At 36.6% G+C, this 20,322-nt stretch carries 18 protein-coding genes; 11 read left to right on the top strand and 7 right to left on the bottom strand.

Annotation, left to right across the window (positions count from 1 at the left end):
- Positions 1–32 precede the first annotated feature (32 nt).
- From ACZ9HT_RS15280 to purF, 4 genes are read left to right on the top strand one after another with little or no spacing between them, the layout of a single operon-like run.
- Entirely contained in the window at positions 33–638 is a 606-nt protein-coding gene (locus ACZ9HT_RS15280) for a SatD family protein (protein WP_476041361.1), read from the top strand.
- Entirely contained in the window at positions 639–1,340 is a 702-nt protein-coding gene (locus ACZ9HT_RS15275) for a DUF3307 domain-containing protein (RefSeq protein ID WP_476041360.1), read from the top strand. It begins immediately after the preceding gene.
- 12 nt (positions 1,341–1,352) lie between these two features.
- Positions 1,353–2,072 (top strand): phosphoribosylaminoimidazolesuccinocarboxamide synthase, encoded by a 720-nt coding sequence (gene purC, locus ACZ9HT_RS15270; RefSeq protein WP_476041359.1) that lies wholly within the window; start codon positions 1,353–1,355, stop codon positions 2,070–2,072.
- 47 nt (positions 2,073–2,119) lie between these two features.
- Positions 2,120–3,610: an amidophosphoribosyltransferase gene (gene purF / locus ACZ9HT_RS15265; RefSeq protein ID WP_476041358.1), complete on the top strand. Its 1,491-nt coding sequence runs from the start codon at positions 2,120–2,122 to the stop codon at positions 3,608–3,610.
- Between the two features lie 56 nt (positions 3,611–3,666).
- On the opposite strand, the gene ACZ9HT_RS15260 is transcribed toward purF, so the two are convergent.
- Together ACZ9HT_RS15260 and aroB are read right to left on the bottom strand one after the other, a co-directional pair.
- Positions 3,667–4,290, bottom strand: a complete 624-nt coding sequence (locus tag ACZ9HT_RS15260; RefSeq protein ID WP_476041357.1) for a porin family protein — start codon at positions 4,288–4,290, stop codon at positions 3,667–3,669.
- A gap of 307 nt (positions 4,291–4,597) precedes the next feature.
- Positions 4,598–5,638, bottom strand: a complete 1,041-nt coding sequence (gene aroB / locus ACZ9HT_RS15255) for a 3-dehydroquinate synthase (protein WP_476041356.1) — start codon at positions 5,636–5,638, stop codon at positions 4,598–4,600.
- A gap of 90 nt (positions 5,639–5,728) precedes the next feature.
- On the opposite strand from aroB, the gene ACZ9HT_RS15250 reads away from it, so the two are divergent.
- The 7 genes from ACZ9HT_RS15250 (at position 5,729) to ACZ9HT_RS15220 (ending at position 15,300) form a co-directional block, all read left to right on the top strand.
- Positions 5,729–6,898, top strand: coding sequence for a proline dehydrogenase family protein (locus tag ACZ9HT_RS15250; protein ID WP_476041355.1), 1,170 nt, complete (start codon positions 5,729–5,731; stop codon positions 6,896–6,898).
- Between the two features lie 164 nt (positions 6,899–7,062).
- Complete coding sequence (gene priA / locus ACZ9HT_RS15245; RefSeq protein ID WP_476041354.1) at positions 7,063–9,510, top strand: replication restart helicase PriA; 2,448 nt, start codon at positions 7,063–7,065, stop codon at positions 9,508–9,510.
- Between the two features lie 148 nt (positions 9,511–9,658).
- A complete protein-coding gene (gene dacB, locus ACZ9HT_RS15240; RefSeq protein WP_476041353.1) occupies positions 9,659–11,125 on the top strand; it encodes a D-alanyl-D-alanine carboxypeptidase/D-alanyl-D-alanine endopeptidase in 1,467 nt (488 codons plus the stop codon).
- 78 nt (positions 11,126–11,203) lie between these two features.
- Entirely contained in the window at positions 11,204–13,138 is a 1,935-nt protein-coding gene (locus tag ACZ9HT_RS15235; RefSeq protein ID WP_476041352.1) for a M1 family metallopeptidase, read from the top strand.
- A gap of 60 nt (positions 13,139–13,198) precedes the next feature.
- Positions 13,199–14,392 (top strand): glycine C-acetyltransferase, encoded by a 1,194-nt coding sequence (gene kbl / locus ACZ9HT_RS15230; protein WP_476041351.1) that lies wholly within the window; start codon positions 13,199–13,201, stop codon positions 14,390–14,392.
- 1 nt (position 14,393) lies between these two features.
- On the top strand, positions 14,394–14,834 hold the full coding sequence (locus tag ACZ9HT_RS15225) for a toxin-antitoxin system YwqK family antitoxin (RefSeq protein ID WP_476041350.1): 441 nt from the start codon (positions 14,394–14,396) through the stop codon (positions 14,832–14,834).
- Positions 14,835–14,871: 37 nt separating this feature from the next.
- Complete coding sequence (locus ACZ9HT_RS15220) at positions 14,872–15,300, top strand: DUF4268 domain-containing protein (RefSeq protein ID WP_476041349.1); 429 nt, start codon at positions 14,872–14,874, stop codon at positions 15,298–15,300.
- 49 nt (positions 15,301–15,349) lie between these two features.
- Here ACZ9HT_RS15220 and ACZ9HT_RS15215 read toward each other — a convergent pair whose 3' ends face one another.
- The 5 genes from ACZ9HT_RS15215 to ACZ9HT_RS15195 all read right to left on the bottom strand — a co-directional run bounded on the left by ACZ9HT_RS15215 (position 15,350) and on the right by ACZ9HT_RS15195 (position 20,296).
- Entirely contained in the window at positions 15,350–16,864 is a 1,515-nt protein-coding gene (locus ACZ9HT_RS15215; protein ID WP_476041348.1) for a TSUP family transporter, read from the bottom strand.
- Between the two features lie 4 nt (positions 16,865–16,868).
- A complete protein-coding gene (locus tag ACZ9HT_RS15210; protein ID WP_476041347.1) occupies positions 16,869–18,110 on the bottom strand; it encodes a sulfate adenylyltransferase subunit 1 in 1,242 nt (413 codons plus the stop codon).
- A 78-nt stretch (positions 18,111–18,188) separates the two neighbouring features.
- Positions 18,189–19,097 (bottom strand): sulfate adenylyltransferase subunit CysD, encoded by a 909-nt coding sequence (gene cysD / locus ACZ9HT_RS15205; RefSeq protein ID WP_476041346.1) that lies wholly within the window; start codon positions 19,095–19,097, stop codon positions 18,189–18,191.
- Between the two features lie 6 nt (positions 19,098–19,103).
- Complete coding sequence (locus ACZ9HT_RS15200; RefSeq protein WP_476041345.1) at positions 19,104–19,802, bottom strand: phosphoadenylyl-sulfate reductase; 699 nt, start codon at positions 19,800–19,802, stop codon at positions 19,104–19,106.
- An 86-nt stretch (positions 19,803–19,888) separates the two neighbouring features.
- A complete protein-coding gene (locus ACZ9HT_RS15195) occupies positions 19,889–20,296 on the bottom strand; it encodes an RrF2 family transcriptional regulator (protein ID WP_476041344.1) in 408 nt (135 codons plus the stop codon).
- Between the last annotated feature and the right edge of the window lie 26 nt (positions 20,297–20,322).

Here is a 20,322-nt window from a genome sequence, read left to right as displayed (position 1 = left end):
TGTTTATAAGTAGAATTGCTTATATTTGTACGATGATTGCGATTATTACCGGAGATATCATTAACTCTCAACAATCCGATACGGAAGTTTGGCTTCCAAAGTTGAAAGGTTTATTGGGCACATGGTCCGAAACTCCTGAAAGCTGGGAAGTTTACCGAGGGGATGAATTTCAGTTAAAATGCAGTGTAGATGAAGTGTTTAGAAAGGCTTTACTTATAAAATCCCTTATCAAAACCTCCGAAAATTTAGATGTTAGACTCGCAATAGGGATTGGAAACGAAGTCTTTACTTCCGAAAAAATTACCGAATCAAATGGTTCTGCTTACGTCAATTCCGGACGATTATTGACCGAAATCAAATCTCAGGGTAAAACACTGGCCATTCAAACAGAGAATGAAAAAGTAAATCGCGATTTAAACATTCTTTTCAAATGGGCCTCCATCGATTTTGATAACTGGACCGCCGCAACTTCAGAAATTATTCATCAGTTATTGCGAAACTCGGATCTCACGCAGGAAGAACTCGCAAAAGAATTAAGTATTACCCAATCATCAGTTAGCCAACGACTTAAGCGGGCAAACTTTGAATTATTACAGGAAACCGATCATTTTTTCAGAAAAAAAATCGCAGAATTATAGATGATTTTCACCAACCTCATATTAGCACATTTATTGGGAGATTTTATTCTTCAGCCCAATTCTTGGGTTGCTGATAAAGAGGAGAAAAAGGGTCGAAGCATTTATTTATATCTTCATGTTCTGATACATGTTCTTTTAGCACTCCTCTTTTTATGGGATCTCAATTTATGGTGGATTGCCATAATAATCGGAGTTACTCATTTTTTCATCGATTTGGCTAAACTGAATTTTCAAACTCAAAAAACGAAAAGAACCTGGTTTTTCATCGACCAATTTGCGCATATTTTAGTGATCTGTGGTTTGGCATTTTTCTATTTTCCCTATTTTAAACTGGAAGATTTTTTTAATGCCGAAAGCTTAAAACTCATTACGGCCGTAGTGTTCTTAAGTGTTCCAAGTTCTATTCTCATCAAAACAATTATCTCTTTTTGGACACCAGTGACTATTGATCACAGCAAACTGAAAACTGAATCACTGGTGAATGCCGGAAAATACATTGGTATTCTCGAACGGCTTTTGGTTTTCGTATTTATTTTGGTAGATCATTGGGAAGGCGTCGGATTTATGATCGCCGCAAAATCGGTTTTCAGATTTAGTGATTTAGCTGAAGCAAAACAGAGGAAACTCACAGAATACGTTTTAATAGGAACTTTGCTGAGTTTTGGAATTGCAGTTCTTACAGGAATTTTAATAAAAATCTAATAAATAATAAAAATGACAAAAGGAGCAATGCTTTATGAAGGAAAAGCAAAGCAGGTTTTTGAAACTGACAATCCCAACGAAGTGATTGTCCGTTTTAAAGATGATGCAACCGCTTTCAACGCACAAAAAAGAGGAAGTGTAGATTTAAAAGGCGAAATGAATAACGCGATTACAACGCTGATTTTCGAATATTTAAATGACAAAGGAATTCCGACCCACTTTATTAAAAAGTTAGACGAAAGAGAACAACTCGTTAAAAAAGTTAAGATCATTCCTCTGGAAGTGATTGTGCGAAACTACTCTGCCGGTAGTATGGCACAGAGATTAGGAGTTGAAGAAGGAATTAAATCTCCGGTGACGATTTTTGATATCTGTTATAAGAGAGACGATCTTGGCGATCCTTTGATCAACGATCATCACGCAGTTTTCCTGGGTGCAGCGACCTATGAGGAGCTTGATGACATGTACGAACTGACTTCCGATATTAATGATATTCTAATTGATCTTTTCGACAAAATGAATATTATTCTGGTGGATTTTAAGATTGAATTAGGTAAAGATTCTAACGGTAAAATAATTTTAGCCGACGAGATTTCTCCTGATACCTGCAGACTCTGGGATAAAGATACCGGAAAAAAACTCGATAAAGATCGATTTAGAAGAGATTTGGGAGATGTAACCGAAGCCTATGTTGAAATTTACGATCGATTAAAAAAAGTACTCAATAAATAAAAAACCTTATTCCTTCTCCATTGGAGCGGGTTAGGGTGAGGATAAAAATGAAAGATTTACAACAACAAAGAGAAGATTACTTAAATCAATTCAAAGAAAGACCTTACGGCAGAAATCTGCTGAAAACAGAAGATCCGTTTGATGCACCATCAGAAGAGTGCGGGATTTTCGGTCTGTATTCTGCGAATGATCTGGATACCTTTTCTCTTTCGCAATTTGGTCTTTTTGCCCTCCAGCACAGAGGTCAGGAAGCATGTGGAATTTCCGTTATGAAAGACGGAAAGATCACGAATATTAAAGATGAAGGTTTAGTTCTTGATGTATTTAAAGAGATCCGGAACCCAGAAACCTTTATGGGAAATTCTGCCATCGGTCACACCAGATATACGACTGCGGGCGACAAGAAGAAATATAATTTTCAGCCGTTTTTTGCTAAAAATGAATACGATCAGATCATTCTTTCCATAGCGCATAACGGTAATTTAACGAACGCTCACGAACTTAAAAAAGAGTTAGAAGCAGAAGGAGTCGTTTTCAAAGCAACTTCAGATTCTGAAGTTATTTTAAGACTTATTCAGAAAAATCTGGATCTGGGTTTACGAGGAGCGATCAAAGCCACTATGGAAAAAATTGAGGGCGCTTATTCCGTTGTCGGGATGACGCGTAATAAATTTTTCGCTTTCCGTGATTTTCATGGAATTCGTCCTTTGGTTTTAGGCGCAATTGATGAGAAAACGTTCGTTGCTGCCTCCGAATCTGTGGCTTTAGATGCTGTTGGAGCGCAATATGTCCGCGATATTCTACCTGGAGAAATTGTTTATACAAGCGAAAATGAGACTGGCTTAAAAAGTTTTCTCGTTAAAGAAAATTGCGAAAAAAGAATTTGCGCCTTCGAATATATTTATTTTGCCCGTCCTGATTCTATTTTAGAAAATATCAACGTTCATGAGATCCGCGAGAAATCTGGAATGAAAATTTGGGAACAGGCGCCCGTGGAAGCTGATATTGTAATCGGTGTTCCAGATTCCGGTGTTCCGGCTGCAATTGGTTTTTCAATCGCTTCAGGTATTCCTTTTCGTCCGGTTCTTATTAAAAACAGATACATCGGCAGAAGTTTCATTGTTCCTTCTCAGGAAATGCGCGAAAGAATTGTCAATTTAAAGCTGAATCCTATCGTTTCTGAAATTAAAGGAAAAAGAGTAGTAATCATCGATGATTCGATTGTTCGTGGAACGACTTCAAAACGTTTGGTCAAAATTCTGAAAGATGCGGGCGTAAAAGAAATTCATTTCCGAAGCGTTTCGCCGCCAATTATTGCGCCGTGCTATTTGGGAATTGATACGCCATCCAAAAAAGATTTAATTTCTGCCAATATGAACGTGGAGGAACTCAGGAAATATTTGGGAGTAGATTCCTTGGAATTTTTGAGTATGGACAATCTTAAAGTTATTCTGGGCAGTTCTAATCACTGCTTTGGTTGCTTTACAGAAGAATATCCCGTTCCCGCCGGACCAAGTCCCGATTATACAGATGAGTAAAAATAAAAAAGGTTGAGAATTAATTCTCAACCTTTTTTATTGTAAGTAAAATGCTATTATTTACCAAATTTGTAAGCTAAACCTACTTGGAATACATTATTTTTTACTGAATCTCCTGAGTTGTCTTTAATAATGTCAGACAAACCTGCAGTATATCTTGCAGTCAAACCTAAACTAGGTGTGAAATAATATCCAGCTCCAATCCCTAATCCAAAGTCAAACGTGTTGAAGTTATCTTTATCTAAAGAAACAATATTAGAATTGTTTGTATCTCCGTTTGTTGATGTTTTAAATTTGTCATTAGCACTAACTAAGAATCCAAACTGTGGACCTGCTTCAAGGTAAAATCCAGGAGTTGCGTTGTACTGAAACATTACAGGTACTGAAATATATCCTAAATTTCTTGAATAGTCTGCAGAATAAGTATTTCCAGCTATTGTCGTGCTTCTTGTTACTTTAGATCCAAGATCGTTATACAAAACCTCCGGCTGAATGCTGAAGTCTGTTCCAATTGGAGCATTCATAAATACACCAGCGTTAAAACCGATCTTTGAAGCCTGATCGCTTAAAGAAGCATCTTTTGATAATGATGAAACATTCATTCCACCTTTAACTCCGAACTGTTGTGCAAATGTCAATGAACTCATTGCTACTGCTGCACCTAAAATTAATTTTTTCATAATTCTAATTTTTAATTAAATTTTTGTGAATTTGATAAATATTTTTTTGAAGTCTAATTAATAATGAATGAAGAAACCTAACATTCAAAAAAAACCTCATCAGATTCACGGTTTTAAATTTTGTTTTACTCTGGCTAATTGTCAAAAGCTATGCCAAAACTCAATTCAGGATCAAAAAATTAAACAATGGTTTAAATAACGTAATAGATAATGTATTAATAGTCAGTACGTTAAATTAATTAAAAAATTTAGAACTGAAATATAAACGAGGTGAATAGAATGTCGTAATTATGTCCGAAATTGATAATTATGTCAAATTTTGATAAAAATGTAATGCATAATTGATGTTTTTTTCCGCCACAGAGCAGTCAAATTTACAGTCGCCAATTTTGGTAAGCAAAGAAAAACTGATTTTACCTTCAGAATTCTTTTTATCATTTTTCATTAACGATAACAGGTGGGAATTCTCAAAATCATTAATAGATATATAAGGATAAAACTTTCGGATGTTTTCTATCACCGTATTTGCGGTTTCTTCAGTAATTAGATTTTCGAGAAAAGACAAGTGCGTTTCGCAGATCATTCCCAAAGCTACCGCTTCGCCGTGAGGGATAGATTTGCCTTGCTGTAAAAAAAGACTTTCTACCGCGTGACCGATCGTATGTCCGAAATTTAGAGTTTTCCGAACGTTTTGCTCCGTGAAATCCTGATCCACAACATTCTGCTTGATCTTCATCGATCTTTCGATGAAAGGAAATATATTTTCTGGAGTTAATTCATCAATAGAAATTAAATCATTCCAGTGCTTCTCATCGGTGATCAAACCGTGTTTCAACATTTCTGCAAAACCACTTCTCAATTCTTCAAATGGTAAAGTCCGCAAGAATTCAGAATAAACAAAGATTTGTTTCGGTGTAGCAAAAGTGCCTACAATATTTTTTAGAAACTGGTGATCGATACCGGTTTTGCCGCCAATTGAGGCATCGCACATTCCCAAAAGCGTGGTTGGAATATTGATGAATTTGATTCCCCGTTTATAAGTTGACGCCACAAAGCCACCCAGATCCGTAATTACGCCACCACCTAAATTAATGATTAATGACTTTCTGTCCGCTTTAAATTCCGATAAAATTTCCCAAAGATGTGTTGCCGTTTCAATTGTTTTCAGGTCTTCACCGGCTTCAATCTCAATAATTTCAAAAGGAATGTTGGTTTCAAGATTTCCTAAAAGTGTCGGAAGACAGTATTCATGGGTGTTTTCATCTACCAAAATAAATAGCTGCGAGGGTTTTAAGTCGGCGAGAAACGCATTGAGTCCGGAGAAATCCTGATCTAAAATTGAAATCATTTTTACTGAAATTTGTCACAAAATTAAACTTTAATTTAGTTTTTGCAATTCATATAGTATGATTAAATTTGCTAACAATAAAAAGGATCAATGAGCATTTTCAACAATACCCAAATTGCCTTCGCCGATAAAACGGATTCGCAGTTGCGGAAAGCCTTCTGGATGTTTAAATTAATAGAACAACCCCTGCTGACCAAATTCGGCACAAATATTCTGAATTTTGCAGTTCACAATAGTATTCCATTTGCGGGAGACGTCGTAAAAGCGACTTTATTCGAGCAGTTTTGCGGTGGCGAGACACGCGAAGAAAGCATGAAAGTGGTAATACAGATGTTTAAACGCGGAGTCGGAAGTATTTTCGATTATTCTATTGAAGGTAAAGAAGAAGAAGAAACCTTTGATGCTGTTTGCAAAGAAATTAAAGATATCGTGCGCTTTTCTGTCGGAAATCCTGCAATTCCTTTTATCGTTTTCAAGCCAACAGCGTTCGGAAGAATTGATATTTATGAGGCCGTTGGAAAAAACAGAGAATTAACAACCAGTCAAAAAGAAGAGTGGCAAAGAGTCGTACAGCGTTTTGATGAAGTTTGTAAATTATGTTTCGAAAACAATAAAAAAGTCATGATCGATGCCGAGGAAACCTGGATGCAGGATGCAGCAGACCATTTGGTAGAAGAAATGATGGAGAAATACAACAAGGAGCAACCCATCGTTTGGAACACGCTGCAAATGTATCGAACCGGCCGCTTAGAATATATGCATCAAAATCTTCAGCGCGCCAAAGAAAAAGGATATTTCATCGGCTATAAAATTGTTCGCGGCGCTTACATGGAAAAAGAAAGGGAACGCGCTACCGCAATGAATTATCCGGATCCGATCCAGCCTACGAAAGAGGCATCGGATAATAATTATAATGATGGCGTCGATTTTATACTGGCAAATCTCGACCGCGTTTCCGGTTTTTTCGGGACTCACAACGAAACATCTACAGAATTGGTCATGGATAAAATGAAAGTCAAAGGTTTGGAGAACGGCGATAACCGAATTTATTTCGGACAGTTATATGGAATGAGCGATAATATCACCTATTATTTAGCCGATAAAAAATACAATGTTGCAAAATATCTTCCGTACGGACCTGTAAAAGACGTGGTGCCTTATTTAACAAGGAGAGCGCAGGAAAACACTTCAGTTGCCGGACAAACAGGTCGTGAACTGGGTTTAATTCAGAAAGAATTGGATCGAAGAAAACGCAAATAAGCAGACGTAATTTTTTTGTTTTGAATTTTCGAAATAATGATCATCTATAAAAACGGGCTTAAGCCCGTTTTTGTTTTCAGCAGTGCCAATTGGTTTTAGCCAAAATTTATTTCTAAATTTGTAAATCAAACTTTCATTCACCGTCAAATCATCATTATACTAAATTGACTTTCGCACAAATTATTCTTCCCCTCAATCTTAAAGGAACTTTTACCTACAAAGTTCCCGATGAACTGGCAGAAAAAATCGAAATCGGAATGCGTGTTTTGGTTTCTTTCCGAGGCAAGAAGATCTACACCGGAATCGTTTTCGATCTGCACGATGTTGCGCCGGAAAATTTTGAACCAAAAGAAATTATCAATCTTCTGGATGAGTTTCCTATCTTACCGAAAGAACAAATCTCATTCTGGAGCTGGCTTTCCGACTATTATCTTTGTAATCTAGGCGAGATTTACAGATTTGCTTTTCCGTCTTCCTTAAAACTGGAAAGTGAAACCTATTTAAAATTAAAATCTAATGTAACCGTTGATTTTGAGAATTTAGATGTGAACGAAATGTACCTCATTCAAGCCCTGGAAGTTCGTCAGCTCATCAATTTAACAGAGATCGAAGCATTTATCCCGAAAAAGGAGATCGTAAAAACAATTAAATCATTGATCGATCTGCAATACATTGAGATCGACGAGAAAATTGCGGAGAAATACAAAGCAAAGGAAATCGCTTTTCTTCGGATCAATCAGGAGGAAGTTTCTAAAAACAGTCTTGCTCAAATTTTACTGTTATTAAAAAGATCGCCGAAACAACAGGAATTATTCCTCTTGCTTTTGGAAAAAAACACCGAAGATCCGGATCAGCACGTCAAGAAATCAGATATGTTCGACGAAGGAAATTTTGCACATTCCCAGTTGAAATCTTTAGTAGAAAAAAAACTCGTTCAGGAATATTATCTTCAGAAAGACCGCTTACAGAGTTATGAAGGCGAAATAGAAACCTTAGAGAAATTAACAGATGCACAACTCCAGGCAAAAGAAGAAGTAGATCTGGCTTTTAGTGAGGATAAAAATGTTTTACTGCACGGCGTGACTTCTTCCGGGAAAACTCATATTTATCTGGAGAAAATAGAAGAAACCGTTACGGCCGGAAAAAATGTATTATTTCTGCTTCCCGAAATTGCCATTACCAAACAGATCGTACAGCGTTTAGAAAAAAAGTATGGTAAACAGTTAGGATTCTATCATCAGAAACTGACCGATTTTGAAAGGGTAGAAGTTTGGCGGAAAGTAAAGAATAACGAACTCAAAATTTTGATAGGAACGCGAAATGCACTTTTTCTTCCCTACCATAATTTAGGTTTAATGGTGATTGACGAGGAACATGATTCTGCCTACAAACCGCGGGAAGTTTCCCCTTTTTTCAATGCAAAAGATGCTGCTCAGGTTTTGGCAAAAATGTATGGAGCGAATGTGATTCTGGGTTCAGCAACGCCGTCGGTAGAATCTTATTATCTGGCTAAAAAGGATAAACTGAAGTATATTTTTCTGGGTGAAAGGTTTGGAAATGTAAAACTGCCCGAGTTCGAACTGATCAACTTTAAAGAAGAGCAGGATTCGAAAAAGATCATCGGGAACTTCTCTTTAAAACTGATCGACGAAATAAAGATAGAATTAGAGCGAAAAAAACAAACCATGATCTTGCACAATCGCCGCGGTTACGCCAACGTGATCGAGTGTGAAAGTTGTGGTTACGTAAATTACTGTTCGAATTGCGATGTAGTGATGACCTATCACAAATTTGCAAATGAGATGAAATGTCACTATTGCGGTCAAAAAGCCTCAAAACCAAAAGTCTGTCCCAAATGCAATTCGGAGAATCTTAATGAAAGAGGAGTTGGAGTGGAACAGATTCATGAAGAAATGGTAAAAATTTTCCCGGAATCCGAAGTAGATCGAATGGATGTGGATTCTATGCGAAAGAAATTCGCCTACGAAAAACTTTATGAAAGACTGGAAGAAGGGGAAACTGAAATTTTAGTAGGAACTCAAATGATCTCCAAAGGACTTGATTTCGATAATATAGAACTGGTTGCGATTCCAAGAGCGGATTCCATGTTATATGTTCAGGATTTTCGTGCAGAAGAAAGAGCTTATCAACTTATTACGCAGGTTTCCGGCAGAGCAGGAAGGATTTCCGGGGAAGGAAAAGTTTTGATTCAAACTTATAATCCGGAGCATTCTGTTTTTCAGTTGATTAAAGAAAATGATCCCTCAAAAATTTACACGCATTTTTTAGAAGAGCGAAAGAAATTTCTTTATCCGCCCTTTGTAAAATTAATAATGATCGAACTGAAACACCGAAAGGAAGATAAAGTAAACCGTGCTTCTCAGTTTCTGGGTTCTATTCTGCATAAATATCTACCGCCGGAATGCATTTTAGGACCGGAGAAATCGCCTATCGGGAAACTCAATTTGTTGTATCAATATCAAATTTTACTCAAGCTTCCACGTGGGAAAAACTACAGTGAATATAAAAAACTGGTGTTGAAAAGTCTGGAAGAATTCAACGAAATAACTGCATATCAAAGCATTAAAAAGCTGATTTTTGTCGATTTTTAACAAAGTTTAACAGTTATTTGATTGTTTTAATAAGGTGAAATCACTGTTTTTCGATAATAATTAATACTTTTGACCGTTGGAAAGATGTTGCATTATTAATAAATACATAATATCATCATTCTGCGATAATCAAATAAATTAATATTAAATGATTAGACTTAAAAATATTTTTGCTTCCTCCGCACTTGCTTTCTCAGCTTTTGCATTCTCTCAGGGGACATTTACCAATTCAAATTATCCTCAGTCTTACGAAAATCAAACCTCAAATTCAGTTAAGGATTTTTCGTCCTCTTCTGCAGAGAAATTGATGACCGCCAAAGAACTGGTCGACATTAATATCAATTCTATGATGAGCGATCCCGTTCTGCGAAATGCGAGCTGGGGTTTTGTTGTTTATGATCCGAAGACGAAGAAGATCGTAAGTTCTTATAATGAAAACACGCCTTTGGTTCCGGCTTCCACGACCAAGTTGTTAACGACGGAAACTACAATGAATTTACTGGGAGAGAAATTCCGCTGGATGACTCAGTTAGAATACTCCGGTACTATTGATGCAGACGGTGTTTTACAGGGAAATTTATATATTGTAGGAAGTGGTGATCCGTCTTTAGGGACCAACAAAGCTGGCGCTTCTACGTACAAAAATATCGTTTCCGATTTTATTTCAGCAACTTCGGGAAAAGGAATTAAGAAAGTTAATGGCGATATTATTATTCAGACCGGCGTTTTTAAAATAAACAAATCACAGAATTTACCGCAAAATATCGTTTGGCTTGAAAACGGTAATTATTATCTTCCGGTCGGCTCCACTTATGAGATTAGTCCTGCGAGTGAAAAACTGATCGCGAAACAGGCAAATCCTTTCTCAGAAAATAAAAATTTCTACTACATATCTCCTTACATCAAACAAATGGTGTATGCTGATAAATTTGAAGGAATTGGCTTAACTACAAAATTACCGGATGCTCCGGCTTACTTAGCAAATTCTTTAAGAGCGACGATGTTGAAGAGTGGAATTCATGTTAGTGGAAAAGTAATTTCTAAAACGACCGATATAAATCCGGAAAAACGTGAAATTATTACCGCTTACCAATCTCCGACTTTAAGCGATATCATTCAATACACCAATCAGCACAGCGATAATGCGTTAGCAGAAGCTTTTCTAAGAACGGTAGGTTTCCAAAAAAATGGAGATCAAACTTTAGAATCGGGTAGAAGTGTTGTGGTTGAGCATTTAAAATCAATCGGTTTCGATACCAGCGGTTTAAATTATATGGATGGAAGCGGATTGTCCAGAAGTAATTTGGTAACTCCCATTTCTCAGGTTAAATTTTTGACAGGTCTAATGGATGAGAAATATTTTCAAACGTATTTTGATTCTTTACCGATCGGCGGACAAACCGGAACGTTGAAAAGAATGTTTTATGGAAATGGAAACGGCCAGATCTTCGCAAAAACAGGAACGTTAAATAAAGTAAAGACTCTAGCGGGATATATGAAAACCAATACGGGGAAAACATTAGTATTCTCCCTTCTCATTAATAATTATGCTGGTTCTGTAGATCAGGTAAAAAGCAAAATGGAACAGCTTTTACAGCCAGCGTTGAGTTTATGATAACGATTTAGTAAAAAGATTGACCTTTCAATAATTATTGGAAGGTTTTTTTTATCTTTAGCGCTAAATATTTTTTAAATGAAAAAGCTTTATGTCCTAATTCTTGCCTTGATATTTGTTCAGATTTATTCGCAGAGAAATGAAGAAGCCGAACGAAAAAGTTTGATAAAAAATGAATTGGATCAATATTCGAAAATGATTGATTACAATGAGAATCCAAATACCTTAAACTACGATTTAAGATATCAGCGGTTGGAATTAGAATTAAATCCTTCTCAACAATATGTAAAGGGTACGGTAACAAGTCATTTTGTAGCGAAACAAAATATGTCCAGTATTTATTTTGATCTTTCTAATGTACTCACTGTTTCTGAAGTTAAATATCACGGTGCAAATCTCACGTTCACCCAATTGTCTACTAAACAGGTTAAGATTGATTTCCCAGCTAGCATTCCGGCTGCTACGACAGATTCCTTATCTATTAAATATTCCGGCGCTCCAGATACTTCTGGCAGCGCGGGTGATGCATTCACCATTTCTACGCAGGGCGGAACTCCGGTTTTGTTTACGCTTTCTGAACCTTATGGCGCTCAGGAGTGGTTTCCTACCAAGCAGAGTATGAATGATAAAATTGAGAAAGTTGATATTAAAATTACAACACCATCGCAATATAGCGTAGCGTCAAACGGGAAGCTTTTTTCAGAAACCATTGTAACGGGCGGAAAAAAACTCACCTTCTGGCAAACGAACTATCCAATTCCGGCCTACTTAATTGCTTTAGGAATTACGAACTACACAAAAATTAATGACACAATGGGAACTCCGCCGTTTCCGTTTGTGAACTACCTTTATCCGGCGACGACTTCAAATACGACCACCATGTCGAATATCGCCTGGACTAAAACAGTAATGAACACCTTCGAAGAATATTTTGGCCCTTATCCGTACCGAAATGAAAAGTATGGACACATGCAGTTCAGTTGGGGTGGCGGTATGGAACATGCAACAATGTCATCAATGGGAGCCTGGAGCCGCGGAATTATTGCTCACGAACTTGCACACCAGTGGTTTGGCGACAAAGTAACCTGTGGAGCCTGGAATGACATCTGGCTGAATGAAGGTTTTGCCACTTTCGGCGAACATGTTGCCAACGAAAAATTATTAATGACGAATGCCCAGTTCATGAATTATCTTATTAATGAAATGGATTATATCACCGGTTCTACGGGTGGAAGTGTGTATGTTGCAGATAGCAATTTAGGAAATACCAATGCCATTTTTAGTGGAAGATTAACTTATTCCAAAGGCGGTTACGTTCTGCGAATGATGAAATGGATCCTGGGTGACGAGGCTTTTTATGCTGCTTTAAAAGATTATCATTCCAGACCAAACCTTGCTTATAATTACGCAAAAACAGGCGATTTTACAGCCTCCGTTTTACAATCGACAGGAAAAGATTTTACCGAATTTTTTAACGACTGGATCTATGGACAAGGATATCCAACGTACCAGATCCGTTGGAACCAGACCGCCGATCAGGTACTTAGATTTAAAGTGAGCCAAACGCAGAGCAATTCATCGGTAAGCTTTTTCGAACTTCCTTTACCGATCAAAGTAAATGGAACTGGTGGACAAGTCGCTTACGTAGTTTTAGACAACACGGTTAACAATCAGAATTTTGCAAAAACGGTTGGTTTCCCAGTCGCTTCAATACAATTTAACTATGAAAATCAGATTGTACAGCGAAACTCTACGGTAACGAAAGACACCGGAATTCTTGCAGTGGGCAATTCAGAAAAAGAAGCAGTTAAAATTTATCCAAATCCAGTGAAGGGACAATTATCACTTTCTGGCATTACCAGAGATCAGCCTTTTGAGATCTATAGTTTAGATGGCAAATTGATCAAAGCCGGAAAATACACTTCCGATCAAAAGATCAATGTAAACAATCTTCCAAAAGGAGTTTACCTCTTGAAAATAGAAGATCAAAATCTTAAATTTATTAAAGATTAAATCGAAAGCCTTCAGAAATGAAGGCTTTTTTCTTAAATTAGCAGTTCTAAAAATTCAATTATGATTTCTAAAAATTATCTGGAAACCCTACAGGCAGAACTTCAAAATATTAAAGATGAAGGTCTTTTTAAAACCGAAAGAATCATCACGTCGCAACAGTCCGCAGAGATTGAGGCGAACGGAAAAAAACTTTTAAATTTTTGTGCAAACAACTACTTGGGACTTTCTAATAATCCTGAAGTCATGAAAGCTTCTCAGGATATGGTTGATAGTCATGGTTATGGATTATCTTCCGTACGTTTTATCTGTGGAACTCAGGATATTCATAAAACGCTGGAAGCGAAACTTTCCGAGTTTTTAGGAATGGAAGATACTATTCTTTATGCTGCTTGTTTCGATGCAAACGGAGGAGTTTTTGAACCATTGTTCACCGATCAGGACGCGATTATTTCAGACTCCTTAAATCATGCTTCCATTATTGATGGCGTTCGTTTGTGTAAAGCAGCTAGATATCGGTATCAGAACAATGATATGAAGGATCTGGAAGAGCAATTAAAAGCGGCTTCTGAAAAAGATCACCGTTTCCGTATTATTGTTACCGATGGCGTTTTTTCTATGGATGGTATTGTGGCGAACTTAAAAGGTCTTTGCGATTTAGCAGATAAATACGATTGTATGGTGATGGTTGACGATTGTCATGCCACCGGATTTATTGGTAAAACAGGTCGTGGAACTCACGAAGCAAATGATGTAATGGGAAGAGTAGATCTAATTACTTCGACTCTTGGGAAAGCTTTAGGTGGTGCTTTAGGCGGATTTACTTCCGGTAAAAAAGAAATCATCGATATGCTGAGACAGCGTTCCCGACCGTATTTATTTTCAAACTCGTTACCTCCCGGAATTGTGGGTGCAGCGACGAAAGTTTTAGAAATGATCTCCAAAGATACTTCTCTTCGTGATCAGGTGATGGAAAACGCAGCATATTTCCGAAAAGAAATGAAAGCCAAAGGATTCGATTGTCCCGACGGTGACGCTGCAATTGTTCCAGTGATGCTTTATGATGCGCCTTTAGCTCAAAAAATGGCCGAAAAATTAATGGATGAAGGTATTTACGTTATTGGATTCTTCTATCCTGTTGTTGCGAAAGGGAAAGCCCGGATCCGCGTTCAGCTTTCTGCGTCCCATACCAGAGAACACTTAGACAAAGCCATTGCCGCTTTCGAGAAAGTGGGTAAAGAGCTGGAAGTTATTTAAAATGTTTAAAAAAGGATATTTTTCGTTAGGTTTATTTCTAATTTTTTCTTGTTCGCCTTCAAAAATCAACCAATATATAAAGGTTGAAGGCGAAGTTCAAAGAAGAGATGGGAAATGGATTGAAGAATATTCCTCCAGTGACGGAAATTTAGTGTCGAAAGGGAACTATGAGAATGGTGAAAAAATTGGTGTCTGGAAGACGACCCTGAACGGAAATGCTTATCAAAAAGATCGGTACCGAAAAAGTATAACCAGAACAAAAGTTTATTATCCAAGCGGAAAAATTAGAGAGAAAGGTCAGTCTAAAACCGAGATAAAAGATGATTTCAGACATTGGTACTACAGCGGCGACTGGAAATACTATGATGAAAATGGAAAATTGTGGTATATTAAAAGATATTATGGCAATAATAAATTCGACAGTATTGCTGTTGGAAAGTAAGTTGATTCATAGAACTGTTCAAGAACAAATTGTATAAATGTTTTCTAAACAAGAAGCCCAACAATTTAGAAAAGAATTCTGGATCGCTTTCGGGAAAAGTTTTCCCAGAAAGTGGATTTTATACAATACTAAAATCAAGGATTTCTCTTTTAAATTTAACGCAGATCCAAATAAAGCCGAAGTTTCTTTAGATATAGAAATGAACGACGAACTTTTCCGCAATGCCTATTTCGAAAAGATCTGGTCTTTAGAAGACCTGTTGAAAGAGGAAATCGGTGCCTTTCAAAAAGAGGAATTTTACACTTTAGAAAACGGAAAAGTTATCGCAAGAATTTGGGTAACAAAAGAAAATGTGTCCATCTACAACAAAAAAACATGGTGTGAGATCTTCGAGTTTTTTGTGGAAAAAATGGATGGTTTCGAAAGATTGTTTTACGAGTATGAAGATTTTATTAAGGATGTTTGATCGCAGCTAATTGGGCGAAATTTAAAGGGTTAAACTCAAATGGTCAACGCTAAAAAAATGATTTATAAATTGAGAGCAAACTCATTATAATAATAAGGCAGCCGATGATCACAAACATTTTTTTAATAGGAAGTTTAGAAGTAAGCATGGCGGAAAAAGGAGCGGTGACGATTCCGCCGATCAGCAATCCCAAAATAATATTCCAGTGTTGAACGCCAATTGTTAGGGCAAAAGTAAAAGCACTTGTCACCGTCAAAATAAATTTTGCCATCGTAGAACTTCCAATGACATATCTTGGAGTTCGCCCTTCTTTCAGTAAATTTCCTGTAACCATAGGACCCCATCCACCGCCTGCAAAGGAATCTATAAATCCGCCAACCAGTCCCAGAGTAGTTATATTGTGACGTGATTTGTGTTTTAAAATCTTCTTTTCTTTCTTTTTAAAGGCATTTTTAAGAATATTGATTCCTAAATATAGCGTATAAACAGAAATAATCGGTTTTACAAAATGTACAAAATGTTCACCGAGATAAGAAAGTGAAATTGCTCCAATAATTGCTCCAACAACTGCCGGAATCGCTAAAGCTTTGACCAGTTTTTTATTGACATTTTTTAATTTAAAATGGCTGATGCTTCCTGCCAAAGAAGTAAAAGATTCAGCTGAATGAATGCTCGAACTGACGATGGGTGGTGCAACATTCATCATTAATAAAATACTCGTACAAATTACGCCATAACCCATACCCATGCTTCCTGCAACAATCTCTGCGAAAAAACCAACACCCACCAATTTATAAAATAGATGATTATCCTGATTAAGAAATTGAACAGTAGCTGGCAATAGCTGCCACTCAAAAAGTACAAAAGATAGCAACGCTAAGGAAATTAAACTACCGATAATTCCGAGATAAATATTGGCGCGTCTGCGAACGGCTTTATTTACTTTAGAAATATTTTCAAATTCTGAATCGGAGAGTTGAGTTTTCTCTTTTTTTTCCGTAATGCGATCGAGGTTTTTTAATCCTTCCTCTTTATTCATTAAAGGATACTTTCTAGCAAAATTGAGTTTTTTAATAATTTCATCAAGATCAATTGGTAGGCTGCGTTCTATTATATTATTGATCCTTTTTTGAACTTCTGCAGAATAGTCATCAGAGGAAATACCGAGTGTTAAAGAGTCTTTTTTAAGCAGAGAAACCAGAGAAAAATCGCTGATCTGTGGTTTCCCGACAACGTGAATGAGAACGTTTTTATCTTGAGAAATTTTTAAAAGAGATTCTTCATACTCGAAATCATTAGTAGAAATGATTAGAAGTGAAAAACTTTTTAGATCTTTTTCTTCCAGATTTTTTTTTATCAGAACTAAATTGGGTTTGTCTGAGCAAAACTGAGTTAATTCTTTCGATAGATCAGAATTAAAAATCCTAACATCATTGATAATAGAATTTCCCCAAATTTGTTTTATTATGTGGAAAGCAGAATGGTTATTGCCAACAATTAAAAGTAGAATCCTTTCTAAATCCAGAAAGAATGGGTGCATTTTATTTTGTTGACTTCCGTTCATTGTTTTATAAAATCAAAAGCGCTCCAACCGTTGAATTGCTGGTTTCATCAATAAGAATTGCGCTTCCTGTTGTTTTATTTTTATCAAAAGAATCGAAAACCAGCGTCGTTGCAGTTTTTAACCGAACTTTCACAACTTCATTTAATTTTATAGAAAGATCAGCCGGAATTTTTTCTAAAGTATTGACATCAATTTTATACTCTATTTCTTTGATAATCGCTTTTACAAGCTTGCTGTTGTGTTGCAGAAAATATTTATTTCCAGGTATTAATTCTTTTTGATCGAGCCAACAAACCAGAGCTTCAAATTCATTTTCTGTTCTAGGTAATTGATCGGTTTTTACTAAAAAATCTCCTCTCGAAATATCAATATCATCATTTATTTGAATGACGGCGGGTTGTGGAGCAAAAACTTCTTCAACTTCTTTTCCAGCTGTTTCGATTTTAGAAATGGTAGTTTCTATATTCTGGGGCAGAATTTTAATTTTATCACCTTTCTTGTAAGTTCCACTGATGATTTCGCCGGCGTAACCTCGGTAGTCGTGCAACTCTTCAGTTTGTGGACGAAGAACCAGCTGCACTTGAAATCGCGAGTCCTGTATGGAGTTTTCCTTTTTTACTTCTATTTTTTCAAGATAATCGAGTAATAAATCACCTTTGTACCAATCCATATTTTTAGATCGATCTACGATATTGTCACCATCTAACGCTGATATTGGAAAAAATTCAATATTCTCTAAATTTACTTTATCGGCAACCTTCTGATAGTCTACTTTAATTTGATTAAAAACTTCTTCCGAATAATTCATCAGATCCATTTTATTTACCGCAACTACAATATGTTTCATTTGTAACAGTGATGCGATAATGGAATGTCTGCGTGTTTGTTCGATAACGCCTTGTCTGGCATCGATAAGAATAATCATTAAATCAGACGTTGAAGCACCTGTGATCATATTTCGGGTGTATTGCACATGTCCTGGTGCATCTGCAACGATAAATTTGCGTTTTGGCGTAGAAAAATAGCGATATGCCACATCAATGGTAATTCCCTGTTCGCGTTCTGCCCGTAAACCATCGGTGAGAATCGCAAGATCAATTCCGTCCGCATTTTTGTTCTTAGACTGTTGTTCTAAGACTTCTAATTGATCGACCAAAATACTTTTGCTATCGTATAAAAGGCGGCCAATTAAGGTACTTTTACCATCATCAACGCTTCCTGCTGTTATTAATTTTAATAAATCCATGTATTTTATTTATGATTTGTGATGAGAAATAAATTTTTAACAATCATTAAATTGCCCATTGTTTTCGATAATCTCTCATTAAAAATACCCACCTTTTTTTCGGTCTTCCATTGCGGCTTCGGTCACTCGATCATCAATTCGTGTTTCGCCACGCTCAGAAATTCTAGAGGCTGAGATTTCACTAATCACTTCATCTAAAGTTGCGGCATTGCTTTGCACTGCAGCGGTGCAAGTCATATCACCAACCGTTCTAAACCGGACTTTTTTGGTCGAAACAGAATCATTTTCTTCAATCTGTATGAAATCTGAAACTGCCAATAATTGTCCTTCATATTCCAAAACTTCCCTTTCATGCGCAAAATAGATGGAAGGAAGCTGAATTTTTTCTTTTTTGATGTAATTCCAAACATCCAATTCCGTCCAATTTGAGATTGGAAAAACGCGAACATTTTCTCCTTTGTTAATTCGTCCATTGTAGGTGTGCCACAATTCTGGACGTTGTAACTTTGGATCCCATTGTCCGAAATCATCTCTTACCGAAAAAAATCGTTCTTTAGCGCGGGCTTTTTCTTCATCTCTCCTTGCACCACCAATACAGGCATCGAATTTAAATTCTTCTATCGTATCGAGCAAAGTATGCGTTTGAAGCCAATTTCGTGAGGCAAATTTCCCTTTAGGTTCTGCTAATTTTTTTTCGCGAATCGTATCTTCTACGTTTCGTACGATTAATTCTGCACCAATTTCTTTAACCAAGTCATCCCTATATTTAATCGCTTCCGGAAAATTATGTCCGGTATCGATATGCACCAAAGGAAAAGGGACTTTCATTGGAGCAAATGCTTTTTGAGCCAAATGAACCAACGTAATCGAATCTTTTCCACCACTGAAAAGCAATGCTGGTCTTTCGAATTGTGCGGCAACTTCGCGCATGATATAAATACTCTCTGCCTCTAACTGATCAAGATAGTTTAATTGTTGTTGTAACATATTTTGTTATTTTGTTTCAGAATGCAGACCGCATTCTTTTTGAGATTCTTCCCACCACCACCGGCCGGCGCGTGGATTTTCACCAGGGTCTATCGCTCTTGTACATGGCTTGCAACCAACGCTTATAAAACCTTTTTTGTGAAGTGGCAGATCTTGTATATTATTTTCGGTGATATATTTTAAGACTTCATCATAAGTCCAGTTGATGAGCGGATTAAATTTGAAAAGATTCTTTTGATCGTCCCATTCTATAATTTTTGTCGCATTTCTACTTTCAGATTGCTCACTTCGCAGGCCGGTGATCCAGACTTTCGCACCTTGCAAAGCACGATTCAATGGTTTTACTTTTCGAATATTACAACATTCTTTTCGGTCTTGTACAGAATGAAAAAAAGCGTTGATTCCCTTTTCATTCACGTACTTTTCCACGTCATCCGAAGCTGGAAAGTAGACTTCTGTTTTCTTTTTATAACGGGCGTTGTTGTTTGAAAGTAAATCATAATGTTCGTAAAATAATCGTCCTGTGTCTAGTGTAAAAACTTTAATGGGAAAGTTATTTTTAAATATAACATCGGTAATAATTTGATCTTCCTGCCCTAAAGAAGTTGAGAAAACAATTCCGTCGGGAAATTTTTCGCAGATTCGCGAAATGCTGTCTTTCAAAGATCTTTTTTCCAGATCTTGAATTTCTATGGGTGAAAACATACTTTCTTTATTGTAGTGGGCAAATTTGCGATAATTTTATAAACCTACCAAATTGGTAGACTATTAAAACAAATAAAGAGCAGTGATTAATCAACCAGATCAAGTAGAGATTTTTTTTCTAAAATAGCCAAACTTGCATCCCGAACCTCAATTAAAACATCGTGTAAACCGCAGTGCTCCTGGTTGCAATTAAGGCAACCTTCGTAAAAATTTAAACTCACACAAGGGATCATTGCGATGGGACCGTTTACGAGACGAATAATTGTTGCAAGATTGACTGCCGCAGGATTTTGATGAAAGAAATAACCACCTCCTTTGCCTTTTTTACTATCTAGAATTTCTGCTTTTTTTAATTGAAGCAAAATACTTTCTAAAAATTTTAAAGGAATATTTTTCTTCTCTGAAATTTCTGAGATCAAAACAGGCCCATTGTTTTTTTTCTGAACGAGATAGGAGAGGGCTTTGAATGCATATTGGGATTTTTTGGAAAGCATAGCGCAAAATTAAGTAAAATGTTATT

The organism is Chryseobacterium sp. UYP7, assembly GCF_056279225.1.
The sequence above is the reverse complement of the archived record's forward strand: the minus strand, read 5'-3'. Positions and strand labels throughout refer to the sequence as shown.